This window comes from Flavobacterium sp. (assembly GCF_044348915.1).
Taxonomy (GTDB): domain Bacteria; phylum Bacteroidota; class Bacteroidia; order Flavobacteriales; family Flavobacteriaceae; genus Flavobacterium.
In genome coordinates this window covers 96,413-114,236 of record NZ_JBIKRX010000001.1, presented here as the reverse complement: position 1 = coordinate 114,236, position 17,824 = coordinate 96,413, and the positions used below count along the sequence as shown (strand labels likewise).

The 17,824-nt window shown below is 34.0% G+C and carries 13 protein-coding genes; 4 read left to right on the top strand and 9 right to left on the bottom strand.

Translation table 11 applies throughout. From position 1 onward, the window contains the following. Positions 1–333: 333 nt before the first annotated feature. The 6 genes from gatB/aspS to ACIQ1E_RS00510 form a co-directional block, all read right to left on the bottom strand. Positions 334–3,666 (bottom strand): bifunctional amidotransferase subunit GatB/aspartate--tRNA ligase AspS, encoded by a 3,333-nt coding sequence (gatB/aspS, locus tag ACIQ1E_RS00535; protein ID WP_396167733.1) that lies wholly within the window; start codon positions 3,664–3,666, stop codon positions 334–336. Beyond that, complete coding sequence (locus ACIQ1E_RS00530; RefSeq protein WP_396167732.1) at positions 3,666–5,063, bottom strand: amidase; 1,398 nt, start codon at positions 5,061–5,063, stop codon at positions 3,666–3,668. The genes gatB/aspS and ACIQ1E_RS00530 overlap by 1 nt, the downstream gene beginning before the upstream one ends. Positions 5,064–5,065: 2 nt before the next feature. Further along, a complete protein-coding gene (locus ACIQ1E_RS00525; protein WP_396167730.1) occupies positions 5,066–5,335 on the bottom strand; it encodes an aspartyl/glutamyl-tRNA amidotransferase subunit C in 270 nt (89 codons plus the stop codon). A gap of 223 nt (positions 5,336–5,558) precedes the next feature. Then, positions 5,559–6,008: a hypothetical protein gene (locus ACIQ1E_RS00520; protein WP_396167728.1), complete on the bottom strand. Its 450-nt coding sequence runs from the start codon at positions 6,006–6,008 to the stop codon at positions 5,559–5,561. Between the two features lie 177 nt (positions 6,009–6,185). Further along, a complete protein-coding gene (locus ACIQ1E_RS00515) occupies positions 6,186–7,958 on the bottom strand; it encodes a TonB-dependent receptor (protein WP_396167727.1) in 1,773 nt (590 codons plus the stop codon). A 73-nt stretch (positions 7,959–8,031) separates the two neighbouring features. After that, complete coding sequence (locus ACIQ1E_RS00510; protein ID WP_396167725.1) at positions 8,032–11,046, bottom strand: tetratricopeptide repeat protein; 3,015 nt, start codon at positions 11,044–11,046, stop codon at positions 8,032–8,034. A gap of 196 nt (positions 11,047–11,242) precedes the next feature. Between ACIQ1E_RS00510 and ACIQ1E_RS00505 the strand changes: the two genes are divergently transcribed. From ACIQ1E_RS00505 to ACIQ1E_RS00495, 3 genes are read left to right on the top strand one after another with little or no spacing between them, the layout of a single operon-like run. Continuing rightward, positions 11,243–11,926, top strand: a complete 684-nt coding sequence (locus tag ACIQ1E_RS00505) for a cell division ATP-binding protein FtsE (RefSeq protein ID WP_396167723.1) — start codon at positions 11,243–11,245, stop codon at positions 11,924–11,926. Positions 11,927–11,941: 15 nt separating this feature from the next. Next, positions 11,942–13,036, top strand: a complete 1,095-nt coding sequence (locus ACIQ1E_RS00500) for a glycosyltransferase (protein ID WP_396167722.1) — start codon at positions 11,942–11,944, stop codon at positions 13,034–13,036. A gap of 3 nt (positions 13,037–13,039) precedes the next feature. Next, complete coding sequence (locus ACIQ1E_RS00495) at positions 13,040–13,993, top strand: glycosyltransferase family 2 protein (protein WP_396167719.1); 954 nt, start codon at positions 13,040–13,042, stop codon at positions 13,991–13,993. A gap of 2 nt (positions 13,994–13,995) precedes the next feature. Here ACIQ1E_RS00495 and ACIQ1E_RS00490 read toward each other — a convergent pair whose 3' ends face one another. Continuing rightward, entirely contained in the window at positions 13,996–15,087 is a 1,092-nt protein-coding gene (locus ACIQ1E_RS00490; protein WP_396167717.1) for a glycosyltransferase, read from the bottom strand. 46 nt (positions 15,088–15,133) lie between these two features. Between ACIQ1E_RS00490 and ACIQ1E_RS00485 the strand changes: the two genes are divergently transcribed. Further along, a complete protein-coding gene (locus ACIQ1E_RS00485; RefSeq protein WP_396167715.1) occupies positions 15,134–16,018 on the top strand; it encodes a glycosyltransferase family 2 protein in 885 nt (294 codons plus the stop codon). 4 nt (positions 16,019–16,022) lie between these two features. Here the strand turns inward: ACIQ1E_RS00485 and ACIQ1E_RS00480 are convergent, their stop codons facing one another. Next, complete coding sequence (locus ACIQ1E_RS00480) at positions 16,023–16,424, bottom strand: sugar 3,4-ketoisomerase (protein ID WP_396167713.1); 402 nt, start codon at positions 16,422–16,424, stop codon at positions 16,023–16,025. A gap of 128 nt (positions 16,425–16,552) precedes the next feature. Beyond that, positions 16,553–17,824, bottom strand: a complete 1,272-nt coding sequence (locus tag ACIQ1E_RS00475; RefSeq protein ID WP_396167711.1) for an O-antigen translocase — start codon at positions 17,822–17,824, stop codon at positions 16,553–16,555.

Sequence of the window (17,824 nt, the reverse complement as noted above, 5' to 3'; positions counted from 1 at the left end):
ATATTGCCACTTTTTTATACCGAAATATACACTTTTTGGCAATTTAACAGAGCCTTTTTTAATATTATTTTATCATAAGTTATTAACAATCAGATTGTTAATTTGTTTTTAAGGAATGACTAAATAGCAATGTCGAAATTCAATTTCAATGACAATTGCAATTGCAAAAATCTATAGTAACAAGTCAAAAAAAATCAATAAATAAAACGTCCTGAAAACAAAAATTTCCAAAATAAACACCGAAATGCCTACTTTGGAAATTTGAAAACTGAAACAATTTCAATTATTCTCTAATTGCTCATTGAAATTGATATTGTAATTGCAATTGAAAGATTATTTTTTCATAATCCTCACATTCATTTCTTCTACCTTTTTATCTGATAAAAGCGATGGCGCTCCGAATAATAAATCTTCGCTAGTTCCGGTTTTCGGGAAAGCCATTACTTCACGAATAGAGGCTTTTTTCTCCAAGATCATCATCAGACGATCTATTCCCCAGGCAATTCCTCCGTGTGGCGGTGCGCCGTATTGAAAAGCTTTGTACATCGTTCCGACGCTTTTGATCATTTCTTCTTTGTTGTAACCCATATTTCTATACGTCGCTTCCAGAATCTCTGATTTGTGCGCACGAACCGATCCTCCACCAATTTCATAGCCGTTTAAGATAATATCGTATTGTTGTGCTATGATACTTCCGATTTCGTTATCATCGCCCTTCATATGCTTTTTTAAATCATAAATCGCAGGCATCGAGAATGGATTGTGGGTAAACGTCCATCTTCCTTCATCGGTTCTTTCGAACATCGGAAAATCGACAACCCAGGCTGGACATAACTCCTTCGGATTAATTAAGTGCAATATTCTACCCATTTCTTGACGAACAGCATCCAAAGCTTTATTGGCAGTGGCGTAATCTGCAGCCGAAAAGAATACAATATCCCCAACCTGTGCCTCTGTTGCTTTTATAATTCCCGCAGCAATATCTTCACCTAAAAACTTAATAATTGGTGATTGCAGCTCATCTTCATTTACAATAATATAAGCCAATCCACCTAAACCGTGCTGTTGGGCAATAGCCGTAAGGTTTTCGATCTGACCTTTAGACATCCGTTTATTGCCTTGCTCTTTAGCCGAAACCTTGATGCATTTTACAATTCCGCCTTCTTCGATCGGTTTACTAAATACTTGGAAAGTGGTATCTTTTACAATGTCGGTAATGTCTTGCATTTTCAAACCGTAACGCAAATCAGGTCTGTCGCAACCGTAGAAATCCATAGCGTCTTTGTATGTAATCACTTCAAACGGACGTAAAATCCACTTGTTGCCATATACTTTTTTTACCACTTCATTAAACAATTTGGTGTTCAAATCGATAATTTGCTGCATACTGGCGTAAGCCATTTCCATATCCAACTGTGTAAATTCGGGCTGACGATCTCCACGAGAATCTTCATCTCTAAAACAACGTGCTACTTGGAAATATTTTTCGTAACCGCTTACCATCAACATCTGTTTGAACTGTTGCGGCGCTTGTGGCAAGGTATAAAAGAACCCAGCTTGCTTGCGTGTTGGAACAATAAATTCACGTGCTCCTTCATCGGTTCCTGCACTAAGAATTGGAGTTTCAATTTCTAAAAATTCTTCTTCATCAAGAATGTCTCGCAATAATTTAATTACTTTATGACGATTGACAATCGCGCGTCGTACTTCTTCATTTCTATGATCTAAGAACTTGTATTGAAAACGCATTGCTTCGTTCGTTTTTGCCGCTCTTTTGATTTCAAAAGGCAGGGTTTTGGATAAATTTAAAATTTCTAAAACCGAAGTTTCCAATTCTATAGTACCCGTTCTAAGTCCTGTATTAAAATCATCTTCATTACGACCAACCACAATACCTTTAACCGAAATTACAGATTCTGGTTTCAGCTTCACTAACTCATCAATGTTAGGAAATGATTCTCTGCTGATTCGAACTTGAAAAATCTCGTAACTTGAATCCCTTAAATCAATAAACATTAATTCACCGTGGTCACGAACGCTCGCGATCCAACCCGACAACATCACTTCTTCTTGGATGTTTTCTTCTGATAATTGTGAAATTTTATGCGTTCGATAGGTGTCCTTAATTATAATAGGAATTTCAGGAAGTGTCTCTTCTTGCGTTTCTTTGTTTTCGGCTACAGATTCAGTTTCGGTTTTTTCAAAAGATTTCTTTTTATCCGAAATAGCCGCAGCTCCTAAGGTATCAATAATCGTTTGACGGATTACTTTTCCATTGGCTCCTTTTCCGATAATCGCTAAAACTTTACCCACTAAAATACCAGCTTTTCCTTGATCTCCTGCTTTGATATCATTAGCAACGGCCTCATTTTCTGATAGCACAGTAGCAATTACTTCCTGAATGGTATTTTCAGAGATTGTATTGTCTTCAAAATACTTGTTGTAATCAAACTCTCTATCTTTCAAATAACCTGTGATTCCATTTTGAACTAAAACCGCCGTGATTTTCTCCGCTTTAAAAAGTTTAAAAATATCCGTTAGATGAGCAATGCTATTTATTTTCGCGTAATCCTCTGCCTTTATATTATTTGCCAAAGTTTTAGCAACAAAAGAAGGATCTTTGATTTCGTTATTGATTTCTACAAAGGTTTGCGAACGCAATTTATCTGCCGTAAAAAACTTAGCATCTTGTGGCAAAACGCCTCCGTTAATCAAAACAGATTCCACTGCATAAGGCAAAGCGCTTGTATCGACTTTGATTGCTTCAATCTCCGCTTTAATATTTACAAAAGGCAAATCCGGTTCCGAAATAAAACGGTAATCTGCCTCAAATTCCTTTTTACGCATTGTTTTGGTTTGCTTTAAATCAGCATCCCATAACACGGTTGTTTGATCTGGTCTGAATTCTTTATGCTCAATATAATAATTGAATTGCTTCTCTACTTCTTCCTTTAAAGCCTCGACCATAAACTTAAACGAGTTCAAGTTTTTGATTTCAGTTCTTGGATTCAATTCGTAGCTATGTTTTTTACGCAAAGACACCGAAACATCCGATTTGAATTCTCCTTTTTCTAAATTCGCTTCAGAGATTCCAAGGTTTTGAACAATACGCTGAATGTATTGCGCATAAGTTGAAGCATCTTCAATATTTCGAATACAAGGTTCCGTAACAATTTCAATCAGTGGCACACCCGCTTTGTTAAAATCGACTAAGGAAATTTTCTTTTCGTGCATCAATTTGGCGGCATCTTCTTCGATATGCACCTGAGTCAAATTCACCGTAAATTGTGTACCGTCATTTCGGTAACAAGAAACGTGTCCGTCAGGAATAATCGGATTGTGAAATTGAGTGATTTGGATGTTCTTTGGGTTGTCTGGATACTCGTAATGCTTTCTATCCCAAGAAATCACTTCATTGCTAAATGACGAATCTACCGCTTTCCCAAAAAGAATCGCTTTGTTAATTGCCTCTTTATTCAATGCAGGCAAAACGCCCATTTGTCCTGTGCAAACAGAACATATATGTACGTTGGGAGTTTCCGTTTCTTGGTTGGGACAACAACAAAACAACTTGGTTTTGGTATTCAATCGAACGTGAGTTTCTAGTCCGATAACCAATTCTAAATCGTGGGCTTTTAATGCCGCAGTTAATTGTTCCAATTCCATTATAGTGTATCTTTTAAAAAGTTTGCAAATTGCAATACTAATTCATCATTATTTTTTGCTGCAGTAATCTGCAATCCTGTGCTAGTCCCTTGTGGCACGGTCAAAGTAGGTAATTGTCCCAAACTAAAACCAACGGTATAAGCATCCGACAAATACATCGCCAAAGGATCTTTCAAACTGTCTCCAATTTTAGGCGGCGTACTAGGTGTCACTGGCGATAAAACGATATCCACTTCTTGAAAATCTTTACTAAAATTCTCCGAAATCTGATCTCTTACAGCCAATCCTTTTAAATATATTTCATCGGAGAAACCTTGAGACAATACTTGGTTTCCACCAACAATTCTGCGTTTCGTTTCTTCTGAAAAATTTTCAGAACGAGTCACCGCATAGGTTTCTATTAAATTTTCCGCTTCGATTCGGTTTCCGTAATTCGTCCCGTCCAAACGAGATAAATTCGAAGCGGTTTCTGCCATTGCCAAGGTATAATAGGTCGAAACTAAAATATCCGATTTGAAAAAGTCTAATTCTTTCACAGCTATGCCTTTGGCTTTTATCTTTTCGATACTGGCCAAGAAATCAGCTTTGACTTGAGCATCAATCGCATCACTTTCGATAAAGTTTTTAAAATAACCAATGGTTTTTACATTAGAACTTGCAATTGCCTCTTCACTGATTTCTGATGAAAGGATGGAAGTTTGATCTTTTGGATCTTTCCCACTCATTACATTCAACACAATTCGAATATCTTCAGTTGATTTTGCCAATGGACCAACACAATCCGTAGAAGATGCATAAGCCATCAATCCATATCGAGAAATTCTTCCGTAAGTGGGTTTGAAACCGTAAATATGATTGTATCCCGCTGGCTGACGAATCGAACCTCCTGTATCTCCACCAATAGAAAATACTGTGCAATCTTTTGCAACGTTAACAGCCGAACCTCCGCTTGAACCTCCAGCAACCAATTCAGGATTAATAGCATTTTTTACCGCACCAAAAATCGTGTTTTCACTCGAAGAACCGTGACCAAAACTATCGCAGTTTTCTTTTACCAAGGGAATAGCACCCGCATCCAATAATTTTTGAATGGCAGTTGCCGTGTAAGGCGATTTGTAATTCTTCAACAAATCAGAACTTGCTGTAGTGTAAGTTCCTTGCAACATATATACATCTTTAATCCCAAAAGGAATTCCTTCCAGCAAACCTATTGTTTCACCGTTTGCAATTTTAGTATCTACTTTGGCCGCTAAATCTAGCGCTAAAGTATCCAAAACAGCATTGACAGAGTTGTAGGTATTTTGTTTTAGTAATTCTAATTTTTCTTGCACTAAGGCTGTACAAGATATTTGTTTAGACACCAATTGTTGGTGTATCTTTTTTATTTGAGATTCCATTTTTATCCTTCTATCACTTTAGCAACTACTAAAAAACCATTTTTCTTGTTCGGGAAGTTTTCAATGATGAGTTCTCGCTCTATAGCCGAGCTTTCCACAACAACATCTTCTCTTAAATCATTTACAGACACACAATTCGAATTGACAGTATTGGCAGCATTATTATTTGATGGAACAGCATTTTTTATTACTTCAAATAATTGGTTCACGGACTCCGAAGGCTGTGCTCCTTTAATACTCGACAAGATGTCGACTGTCATTGTTTTGCTCATAATTTCATTTCGTTTTAAAGTCTAACTTTTAAGTCGGCAAAAATACGAAAGTTTTATTAGGGAATGATGTTTTATTTTAATGATTTCAATAGTTTTTTGTGAAAGAAGATGTCGATTTAACATTTAAGCTGAATGCGAAAATAATACGGAAATTTAGCAGAAAGGAACGCGGGTCCCGATAGCTATCGGGACGGATGCAAGCATCGTGGATTAAGGCGGATTTTTACTCTATACTCTCAATCAAATACTTCGTTCCATTAATCTCAAACGAAAATCCCACTTCATTTCCCATCAGTTTATTCCCCAAGGGTGATTGTGGAGAAAGGGCAATAACATTGATTCCTTCAATAGCAATTTTAGGAAGTGCAGCGCTCAAATAAAGAAAAATTCCATTGGCTTTGACCAAACTCCCCACAATAATCGTTTTGGCAATTGTGGTCGGGTCAATTTTGTCTAAAATAGCTTTTTGAGCCAAGACTTCTTTCAATTTACGATTGAGTTTCTCTTGCTCTATGTGCATCATCGACAAAGCGGTTTCGTGTTTGTCACCGGCTGAACCTTTGGCATCGTTCTTAGAGTCTTCTGTCAAAGCCGAGATCATATCGCGAAAAGCATCTTCTCGATCTTGAACCAATTGCTGGTAATACTGATGTGTTTTTTGTTTGAAAGTCATTTTTTTTACCACTAAGTCGCTAAGACGCAAAGAAAATATAAAATTGATGGATAATTTTGAATTTGCATTGTTTTTTTTTACCGCAAAGACGCAAAGTCACGAAGAAAAAAAATATTTTTGCTGTTAATTAAAACTACAAAAAACCTTGCGCCTTTGTGCCTTTGCGGTTAATCTCTTTTAGAAATCAAATTTATAATTCGCTCCCAAAACCACTTGAAATCCCTGAACTGGGTAATTCAACCATTTTTGATAGGCTTGATTGGCGATATTATTGGCTCTTACAAAAGCCGATAATTGGTTATTGTATTGGTATCCTAAATACGCATTGATATCAAAATAAGAATCTAAAGTATTGGTGAAATCAGGATTTGGCAAAAACAAAGATGTTAAATAAAACTGTTGGTCTTTACGCTCACCAACAAAAAACAGATTGGCACCGGCATACCATTTCTCAGTGATATTGCAATCAATTTTGGCATTTAATTTTAAGGCAGGTAAATTCCAGGCTTCTTTTTGAAAATCGGTGGTGTAACTACTAAAAGTTCCGTCTATACCAAAAGCCACATCTTCTGAAATATCTGCTTTCAATTCTCCATAAAAACTAATGGTTTTCACATCATCGTAAACCACTTTTAAAGAATTCCCAAAAGCATAATCTTCATTGGTATTATTCACCGTATAATCATTGCTTTTGAACAAGGCTTTATCTTTTTCGGCTACATAAGAAGCGCGAAGATTATAACTTATGGTATTAGTCAACTTCCCTTTCAAACCTGCAAAAGCATCATATTGTTTATCCGTTGGCTTGATGTCTAATGTTGGCGACAAATAAGGATTTGCATTTACAAAATCTGAATAGGTATTTTGGTTTAAATTCCCTTCTGCACCAGCGTAGAAAATCATCAAATCACCCACTACTTTGTAGGAAGCATTGATTTGCGGATAAACATAAAATTTATTACTACTGTTTTCCACACCCAAACTATAGAACAGACCTAAACCAATATTAATCGTCCAATCATCTTCATTCATCACAAAACTAGGTGCAATTCCAAAATTGGTAAAGCCATATTTTATAGGTTCTAAATTGGTTTTTCCATAATTATTTTCGAAAGTTCCACCGAGATAATCTACAATTAAGTTGGTTTTAATCCTTTGGTCAATAATATCGAATTCAAAAGAAGGCTTTGCATAAAATCTGTTTTCGGCTGAACCATAATTATCTGAAAAATGGTTAAATTTGGCAATCGCCTCCTTTAAAACACTATCCTCAAGCGCTATCTTACCTCCTAAATAAAGATTATTGTAACTGTGATTTGGATTGATTCCGTTGATTAAGTTCACTCTGTCATTTGGAATTAAAGTGCTCCCAAATTCCGCTGGCAAACCGTACCAATTGTAAATTTGGTTTTGATATCCCAAATCGACATTCCAAGACAAGTCTTTTTCGCGAACACCGTACGTCAAATCAATAGAAGTGTCATAAAAATAATCATCCAATTCAACCTCTTTTATTCCGCCTTGAGAGGAAAGATGACGAAACATTCCGCCCAAATAATTGGTGTTATTCAGTTCTTGATTTACAAATAACTCAGCATTTATTTTGCCATAATTCCCGGCTCCAAAAGTGGCATAATTGTTGTAAATACGGGCTTGCTTTTCCTTTTCGACTCCTTCAGCTTTTCCTTTAGAAGGTGTAAAAGTCGAAGCTACCGGAAAAGAGAAAATATTGTATTTAATAATTTCTTTTTTGGTGTTTTCCGCATCATCAAGTATTGGAGTTTCATTTACCTTGAAAGCATCCGAAATGGTTGGCGTGTATGGTTTTACGACATTCACGACTTCTGTCCCAATGTTTTCGTCCTTTTTAGGATCTTTTTTTTGGGCAAATAAAACCTGAACAATTAATACTAAGATAAAGGCAATTATATTTTTGAAATTGATTTTCATAATTTGTTATTTGGAACGCAGATAAACGCAGATTTGCTAAAGCAAAGACACGGATTTCAACGGATTTTTACATTTAATTAGTTACGGATGAATTTGTTTTGGCCTCTTCGGTTTTGATTGTATTTAATTCAGTTTCCGCTTCAGAAACAACCTCTGGAAAATCGGTAAAGTTCTTAATTACACTATCCAAAATATAGGTTGCTTGAAAACTGTCTTTCAATCCATAGAAATTTTTCGCCATCACTATCAAACCTTTAGCTCCATAAAATTTATAACTGGAATAATTTTTAGCTAATTTTTGAACCACAACATTCGACGCTTCGAATTTCCCATCTTTGTTTTTGAAATAAGCTTCGTAATACAAGGCTTCGGCGGCCAATTCTCCTTGGGCAGTAGTTTGCAATTTGGCGTAAGCCGCACGAGCTTTGGCTTCATCTCCAGTCTGAACCGCAGCACGAGCAATAACAATTTGGGCATCACTTTTTACATTCGCATCCGTTTTTGGGTTGGCCAAAACTTTGTCGGCATATAGAACTGAATTGGGATAATCCTTGATTTCATAATAGGATTTCATCAGATTGGCTTGGGCAAAAGTTTTGTTTTGCGGAAAATCGGCTTCGCTTTCTAATCGAGTCAAAACAGCAATCGCTTTCGTTTTATCATCATTTTTCAAATAAATTTGCGCCAATCGCGCCAAAGATTGTTCTGTAAATTCGGTTCTTGCTTGCGCAATAACGTATTCATAATTCGGAATCGATTTAGTCTCTTGTCCATCCGAAAAGTAGGATTGCGCTAGGTAAAAATTAGCTTTCAAAGCGTGAACTCCATTTGGAAATTTAGTTACATAACTAACAAATCCTGAAATGGCTTGCTTGGTATTGTTTTGCAGAAATTGTTTTTCGGCAGCTTCGTAAGTATCATTGTCCAATTCGGCATCGGTTACAGCAACGAAATCCAAAGTACGAACCCAAGTGGCATATTCATCTACTTTTCCGTTATCGACATAAATCAATCTTGCTGTGGAAACTGCCTCAAGTGCTTCAGGAGTTTTTGGGAAATCAGCAGCGACTTTCTTAAACTTCACCAAAGCTTGCTCATCTTTGTCAGCATTATAATATACTAATCCTTGGCGCAAAATCGCTTTGGCAGTAAAAGAACCGTTTTTGAATTCGGCATTCAATTTATCGTATGTTTTTATCGCAAGGTCTTGTTTATTTTGGGCAACATAAGTATTTCCGAGTTCGAAAAAGGCATCGTCTCGGTATTCCGATTTTGGATACAATTGCAAAAAAGAGTTGAGTTCTTCGATTTTCTTGTCGTTTTTGGTAATAAATCCGTAGCAAAGAGCTTTTTGGAAATAGGCATAATCAGCATCAGCGCTTTTCAACTCGATTACCTTATTATACGCTTCCAATGCAGCAGTATATTTCGAAGTTACAAAACGGCAATCGGCCAAACGCAAATAGGAATCATTCAAACGCACTTTATCGTCTTTGACATTATCTATCTGGTTTTGAAAAAAATTACCTGCCTGATCGTACTCTTTCAATTTGAAATAAGAATACGCAACATTATAATTGCTGTTTTTGTATTCTGGGGATTCCTTCGCTTGAGTGAAACCTTGAAATTGTTTATAAGTCAAAACAGCATTTTTGAAATCATTCAAAACGTACTCGGTTTCTCCTTTCCAGAAAGTGGCACGAGCGGTGAACTTAGCATCCTTTTGCTGCTGCAAAGATTTTTCGAGTTGAGTGGATGCTTCTTGATAATTTCCATCGGTAAAGAGTTCTAATCCCCTGTAAAAAGTCACTTTTTGATACGCCAATTTATTTTCTGGCGATCTATTTTTCTCCAATAAAACTAAGGCTTCTTTGTAATTTCGAGATGAAATATAGGAATCGATTAACAGTTTCTCAATCTCGGTATTATTAGCATTGTTTGGATATTTTTTGGTAAAATCCATCAAAACGACGGGAGTACTTTGATACGGATTTCCGATTTCGTAGCTTAATTTAGCATAATTCAAATTTGCATCTTCCTGAATAGCAATGTCAAATTCCATTTCAGAAGCGTTTTTGAAAGCGTTCAAAGCCTGCGGTTTTTTGTCTAAATTCAAATAACTTTCACCTAAATGGTAGTACGCGTTTTGAGCGACAAAATCTCTTCCTTCGATGATCTTATTGAATTGCGAAATAGCATTTTCATAATCCTTTTGTTTATAATAAGCATAACCCAATTGGTAAAAATCGGTGTTGTTCCACTTCCCTTTTTTGCCTTTGTACAATGCCAAATAAGGAATGGCTTTGTCGTATTGCTTCAAATTGAAATAACTTTCGCCAATAATTTTATTCAATTCTGATTTTTCCAGTGCATTTGATTTGTCCATTGCTTTCAACCCCAAATCAATTGCTTTTTGGAAATTCCCCAATTTGAAATTCATATCGGCTTGATAATATGACAATTTTTCCTTGTACTTTTCTTCTCCTGAAACTTCATCAAAATACTTAGTTGCCTGCTTGTAATCGTCCCCTTCATAAGCCATAAAGCCCAAATAATACTTGGCTTGTGAACCGTATTCCTGAGAATTAGCAACTTTATTCAAATATTTCGTAGCTTCTTTTTTGTTTTTTGAACTAAAAAAACTGTAGCCTTTTTGAAAATTGTATTGGTCTTGTTCTTTGTAACTCAAACTAGTTTCATCGACTTTTTCAAACCATTCCAATGCTTGAGGATAACTGCCTTGCTTAAAATAATATTGAGCAACTTCAATATAGGCTTGATTTTGTTTTCTACTCGTAGGATAATCCGACACAAACCGTTCCATCAGCAAATCAGCATTGGGTTGATCGGTTCGAATGGCGCAATTTGCAATATAGTACGAACAGTCTGACTTGAGTTCTTCATTGGCTGTAGCCGACTTTAGCTTTTCGAAAATAAGCTGAGCCGATGCATACTGCTGCTGATTATACAAGGAAAGAGCTTTGTCAAAATCTTTCGATTCGTAAGTGTAAATCGCTGATTTTTGCGCTGAAAGGATAGAAATACCTATAAAAAAATAGAGCAATAAGAACCTTAATTTATTTTGCATTGGATATTTGTTAAGTCTTCAAATGTATTGTATTCTGCTGTGTATAACGGTTTGCTTTCGGGATTTATTATAAACATCTTTTTTAACAATTTGCAATACGAAAAATTGAATATCTGAAATCTTTTGGATTAGGAAAGAATTTATTTTGAATACAAACGTTATCTTGTTACTTTTACCAAATAAAATAAATTGCCTTATGTCACAATCTGTATTGTCTTTAAAAAATGTAACCATAGTTCAAGGAGGAAGAACCATTTTATCTAACGTAAATCTTGAAGTAAAACAAGGAGAATTTATCTATATCATCGGAAAAACGGGAACTGGAAAAAGTAGTTTTATGAAGACACTTTATGCTGATTTAGCTCTTGCTGAAGGCGAAGGCAACATTATGGATTTTGATTTGGTTACTTTAAAAGAAGATGATATTCCGTTTTTAAGAAGAAAAATAGGTTTTGTGTTTCAAGATTTCCAATTGTTACCCGATCGTAACGTGAAAGCTAATTTGCATTTCGTTTTGAAAGCAACTGGTTGGACTGACGAGACCGAGATACAAAACAAAATTGACGAGGTCCTAGAAAAAGTTGGTGTAAAGGAATATGTAGATAAAATGCCACATCAACTCTCTGGAGGTGAACAACAACGTGTTGCGATTGCTCGTGCTTTGCTTAATAATCCGGAAATAATTCTTGCCGATGAACCAACAGGAAATTTGGATCCACAAACTAGCGTTGAAGTACTTGAAGTTTTGAAAAAAATAAACGCAGCTGGTAAAACAATCATTATGGCGACTCACGATTATGCCTTATTGATGAAATTCCCTTCGAAAACTTTGAAATGTGAGGATGCTAGCCTTTTTGAAGTGGTTCAAAAAACGGTGTAATTCAATACTTTGTCATTGAAACAGAAAACAATTGTCATTTCAGGCATTAATATGGTCGAAGGAGGTATTTTTACTATCTTGGACAACTGCTTGCAAAAAATTTCTGTTTTTTCTGAAAAAGAAAAAATCAAAATAATTGCATTAGTCAACGATAAATCAAAATTCAATTATCCAAACATAGAATATATTGAGTTTCCAAGATCAAAAAAATCTTGGTTTTTACGTTTGTACTATGAATATTTATATTTCAATACACTTTCAAAAAAAATCAAACCAGATGCTTGGTTGTCCTTACACGATATCAGCCCAAATGTTGTAGCAAAAAAGCGTTTTGTATATTGCCACCACCCAACAATATTTTTTAAACCGACGATTAAAGATTGGAAATTTAATTTTAAAATCGGCTTGTTTTCAAGACTTTATAAATATTTGTACAGAATAAATATTCGAAAAAATGAGGCCGTTTTTGTGCAACAACATTGGATAAAAAAAGAATTTGAAAACCTGTTTAAATTGAAGAATGTTGTCGTTACAATTCCTGAAAATGTTGTCGAAAAAAAAAGTGTAGAAATACAACTTGACAGCAATAAAATTCATTTTTTCTACCCTAGCTTTCCAAGAAGTTTTAAAAACTTTGAGGTAATTGCTGAAGCGGTAAAACTATTGCCCGATTCGATAAAAAATAAAATCGAAATACACTTAACATTTTCTGAAAACGACAATAATTATTCGAAATACTTAGTTAGAAAATACAATTTAAACGTTTTTAATTTCACTGGAAAAATTAGCCGTGCTGAAGTTTTTGGCTATTATAACAAAATGGATTGTTTACTATTTCCCTCCAAAATTGAAACTTGGGGATTACCAATAACCGAAGCGAAAGGGTTTGACAAGCCTATTTTGTTGGCCAATCTTCCTTATGCAAAAGAATCCATTGGAGAGTACAAAAAAGTTTCTTTTTTTGATGTTGAAAACCCAAACGAATTAGCGAAATTGATAACAAGTTTTGTGAACAACACTATTCAATATCAAGGAAACAAAGCTATATTTGAAGCAAAAAATCAATTGCAGGATTGGAACTCAGTTTTTGATTTTATCTTAAAAAATTAAGCAATGCCATTTTTCTCAGTCATTATCCCGCTTTTCAACAAAGAAAATCACATTGAAAACACATTAAAAAGTGTGCTTAATCAAGGTTTTCAAAATTTTGAAATCCTAATTATTGAAGATGGCTCAACAGATAAAAGCGTAAAAAAAGTTACCCCATATCTGTCTGACACAGTTACACTAATTTATCATAAGGAAAACCGAGGATTATCAGCATCTAGGAATACCGGAATAAAAAATGCTGCTTCAGAATATTTAGCTTTTCTCGATGCCGATGATTTATGGAAACCTGACTACCTCAAAAAATTACATTCCTTAATTACTAATTATACTGAAGCGTCACTTTTTGCCACAAATTATGAAGAAATTTATGAAAAAGACAAAACGATAACTACAACTTCAAATATAAAAAGGAAGCAAAAAGATGGTATTATTGGCGATTTTTTCGAGGTCAATTTACAACAACCTATTTATTGTCCTTCTAGCTTGTGTGTTCACAAAAGAGTTTTTGAAACTATTGGATTTTATGACGAAACAATAACCTACAGTGAGGATGTCGACTTTAATATTCGAGCAAATTTAAATTTTAAACTTGCCTATTCAAGCGAAATTTTAGTCCAAGGTATAAAATTAGACCCAAACAGAATTACCAATAAAGGATTGAAAGGGAAAAAAATTCCTGATTTAGATTCCTATGAACCACTTGCAATTGGCAATAAAAATTTAAAAAAGTACCTAGACATTAATAGATACATGTTTGCCAATAATTACAAAAAAGAAAATGATTTAGTCCATTTCAGCATTGTAAAAAAAGGGATTAGCCTAGATCCCAAAATATCAGGATTGAATCTCAAACAAAGGATTTTGCTAGAATTACCTTTTTTTGTGCTAGTAATTATTTCAAAACTGAAACTATTTTTTCAAAAAAGAGGAATTCAATTTTCAAGTTTTTCAAAATAAATTTAGACTTTTATTACTTCCAACCAATGACGGCCAATCGCTTCTATTGAAAATCTTTGAACGCTTTCTAAAGCATTTTTTTTGCAATTAAAATAAAATTCTGTATCCGAAATCATCAGGTTCATTGCTTCGGTAAGCTTTTCAAAATTCTGATCTTCAACTAAAATTCCATTATAATGGTTGGTAATTATTTCTCTTGGACCAGAAAAACAATCAAAAGCTACAACAGGAGTTTTACACGCTAAGGATTCTAAAATCACATTGGGTAAACCCTCATTTTTACTAGAAAGGACATAAAAAAGAGCATTTCTGTAGAACGGGAATGGATTGATTACCATTCCTTTAAACAAAATTAAATCTGCCAAATCTAAACTTTCAACAAATTCTTGATAGGATATTTTCAATTTGCCTTCACCTAAAATTATTAATTGCACTTTATTTTTTGGCAATTCTGATTTAGAATACGCTAAAATAAGTTGATCTATTTGTTTTATAGGCGAATCCATACTACCAACAATCAAAATATATTTACCCACGGAAATTTTTTCTTCTTTTAAAACTGCTATTGAGTCTAAATCTAGAGGGTTAAAAATAGTTTTTACTGACTTCAAATGATAGGTTTCTTGGACCTTATTTTTGATACCCTGAGAGACTGTAATAACCTTCCTGTTTTTATAAATGAATTGGGCAAGAATACTACTTTTAGGAAAATAAAATCTCAAGAAACCACTATGAACGGTGTAAATTGCATTTATTGGATAGATAATCCGAGATAACACAGATTCCAATACAAAACTTGGTCGCATCCTGAAATCGATTAAACAGTCGAAATTATTGGTAGAAATCCACTTTTGCAAAGCCCTAAATCGGTAAAATTTTCGAACAACTGAACTAGAATTTGCTTTAATTTTTCCAAGATTTAATAAACTTCCTGAATATTCATAAGTAACAGCATCAATTAAAATACAATTGTGTACTTCAAAACTATTTTGAAAGAAATAATTAGAAAGCAGGGCGTGTACTTTCTCTGCACCTCCTTTAGACAAACTATCCCCAACTAGAGCTATTTTAATATGTCGGTTTGGGTTTATCACTATTTTTTTGTTTAATTTAGACCCAAATATATTAAATTAAATACGAATGCAAGATTCACCTTTGGTAACTGTAATTTGTTCTTGTTATAATCACCAAAAATTTGTTTGCGAAAGCATTCAATCAGTGCTAGACCAAACCTATAAAAACATACAACTAATAGTAGTTGATGATTACAGTACAGACCATTCAAATGATGTAATTGAGCAATATTTAAAAAATCTTCCTGAAATTACCTTTATAAAAAACACCACTAATCTTGGTTTAACAAAATCTGTTACCAATGCTTTAAATTATGCCAAAGGAGAATTTTTTATCGATTTGGCCGCCGACGATCGTTTAGCACCAAATTGCATTGAATTACAGCTAAATTCTTTCAAAAATAGCAGTTATAAAAAACTTGCGATTGTCTATGGAAATGCTGAATTGATTACAGAAGATGGCAACCATAGTGCTTATTATTTTGAGGTAAATTTAGACCTAAAAACAAAAAACAAAATACCTTCTGGCGACATTTATAGAAACATTATTGATATAAACACCACCATTTGCTCTGTTTCAGGAATGTATAATAAAACCATTTTTGATAGCCTAAATGGTTACGACACCTCATTATCCTATGAAGATTTAGACTATTGGATTCGTGCTTCAAGAAATTACAATATTGAATTTATTGATGCAATTTTAGTGCAAAAACGAATACTCGCAGATTCTTTACAATCCACTTTATATACCAAACACAACAGAAATAGTTCCTCCTCGTATAAAATTTTAAAAAAAGCATACCAACTCAACAAAAACAAGGAAGAACACAAGGCGCTATCGACAAGAGTTAATTTTGAAATACTTAATTCTTATCGAACCGAAAACTATTTGCTAATGCTTAAAACTATGTTTCTCCGATTACAAATTGGATTGAAAACAATATATTAGTGACTTATTTTAACTTTAAAAAATCAGCATAATCCCGAATATAATCGGCTTCATCAAAGACATCCGAAGCTACAACAAGGCAAACTGCGCCTGATGAAAAGTTTTGTAATTCGCGCCAGATCCCAGTAGTTATGTGCAAACCCACATTTGGTTTATTTAAAAGCACTGTCCTTTTCTCATGACCATCATCGAGAACAACTTCAAAACTCCCGCTCAATGCAATTAGAATTTCCTGCTGATCGATGTGCGAATGTCCCCCTCTAAAAGCAGTACTTGGTACATCAAAAAGATAATAAATTCGTTTGAATTCAAATGGTAAAATATCGTTTTGGATAAAAGCTAAATTACCACGAGTATCTTCTATCGTAGGAAAATTTATGTATTGAATATCGTTAAAAATTTTCATTTATAAATTGTTTTTGGCAAAAAAATTAAACAAACCGCTATAAAAACAGAAAGCGTGATTCATATTTTTATTCTGTGAATACTAAATCAATGGGTTCAACAAATATAACTAAATCATTTGCGAAACTGCTAACTACTAGTTTTTAACAATTTTCTAAACATCCATAAAATTAAAGTGAATGAAAATAAATTGGCAAAGAAATAAGCTTGCAAAGCTCCCTCTAAAGAATAAAATTGCACCAAATAATAAGATAAAAATAAATAGACCAAGTGAAAGGCAATCTCGATAATAAAGTATTTTTTTATCATTGCTTTTACTAAAATTTGATATCCAAAAGCCAGTGCCATAATCCTTACAAAATCAGCGGAAAGTTGCCAAATCAATAATCCCTTTATCTTTGAAAATGCAGGGGTAAAAGCCAAGTCAACAATAATTTCCTTTGCAAAAAAAACCACAATTAATATAATCAAAAAAAGTGGAACCAAAATCTTGAAATACGATTTAAGTTCTTCCTTGAACTCAACTTCTGTCTCTAAAGATGCTAATTTAGGCATATAATACAAGGACAAACCCGAACTAAATATCAACATATAAAAACTCGACAATCTATTTACAGCATCCCAAATCCCTGCCTCTTCAATAGAATAACGATTAATAATTTGCGTCCTAATCAAAATTAAAGTCAAAGGAACAATGATTGCGCTTAACAATGCCATCGATGAAAATTTCAGTATGGCTTCAAAATATTTTTGGCTGACAATTCTTTGTAAATCAAATTGAAAATAGCTCTTATCCCTTCTCACAAACAAAAAAGTGACCAATATCAAAAGTAATTCGCTCAAAGCGACTGACAAAAGACCTCCAAAAATATTTTGCTTCCAAATCAAAAATGCTGTAAGTCCAAAAACCAAAACATTAGAAATGATTTGTATCACAACTATTTTTTTGAAGGCTTCGAGACCATTATAAATTGCCATCCAAAAAACATTGAGAACCACTAAAGGCAAAAGCAAAGCGAAAAATTGAACAGGAATAAGATAGCTTTTACTGAAAAATAAAAATTCAGCAATGAATCCTGAAAATATCAAAATACCTCCTCCTAAAACAATTGAAATAAGCAAAAAAACCCAAAAAAAAGTAGAATAAATGATCGAAAGTTCTTTCTTATCTTCTTTGTTTTCGACAACTAACTTAACAACCAGATTATTGATTCCTAGAGTTGACATTGACTTAAACATTGAAGTGAAATTTTTAAAACTCCCCAGCAAAGCCATTCCAGAAGCACCCATAAATAGGGAAACAATTTTGGTAGAAGCAATTCCCAAAAAAAAACTAATCACAACCGAAATAGAGTTCAGTGATAAAATTTTTATTAGCTTATTTTGTTTAAGATTTTTCAA

Excerpts from the sequence above, each read along its gene's own strand:
- gatB/aspS (WP_396167733.1), bottom strand. The coding sequence starts at position 3,666 with ATGGAATTGGAACAATTAACTGCGGCATTAAAAGCCCACGATTTAGAA.
- ACIQ1E_RS00530 (WP_396167732.1), bottom strand. The coding sequence starts at position 5,063 with ATGGAATCTCAAATAAAAAAGATACACCAACAATTGGTGTCTAAACAA.
- ACIQ1E_RS00525 (WP_396167730.1), bottom strand. The coding sequence starts at position 5,335 with ATGAGCAAAACAATGACAGTCGACATCTTGTCGAGTATTAAAGGAGCA.
- ACIQ1E_RS00520 (WP_396167728.1), bottom strand. The coding sequence starts at position 6,008 with ATGACTTTCAAACAAAAAACACATCAGTATTACCAGCAATTGGTTCAA.
- ACIQ1E_RS00515 (WP_396167727.1), bottom strand. The coding sequence starts at position 7,958 with ATGAAAATCAATTTCAAAAATATAATTGCCTTTATCTTAGTATTAATT.
- ACIQ1E_RS00510 (WP_396167725.1), bottom strand. The coding sequence starts at position 11,046 with ATGCAAAATAAATTAAGGTTCTTATTGCTCTATTTTTTTATAGGTATT.
- ACIQ1E_RS00505 (WP_396167723.1), top strand. The coding sequence starts at position 11,243 with ATGTCACAATCTGTATTGTCTTTAAAAAATGTAACCATAGTTCAAGGA.
- ACIQ1E_RS00495 (WP_396167719.1), top strand. The coding sequence starts at position 13,040 with ATGCCATTTTTCTCAGTCATTATCCCGCTTTTCAACAAAGAAAATCAC.
- ACIQ1E_RS00485 (WP_396167715.1), top strand. The coding sequence starts at position 15,134 with ATGCAAGATTCACCTTTGGTAACTGTAATTTGTTCTTGTTATAATCAC.
- ACIQ1E_RS00480 (WP_396167713.1), bottom strand. The coding sequence starts at position 16,424 with ATGAAAATTTTTAACGATATTCAATACATAAATTTTCCTACGATAGAA.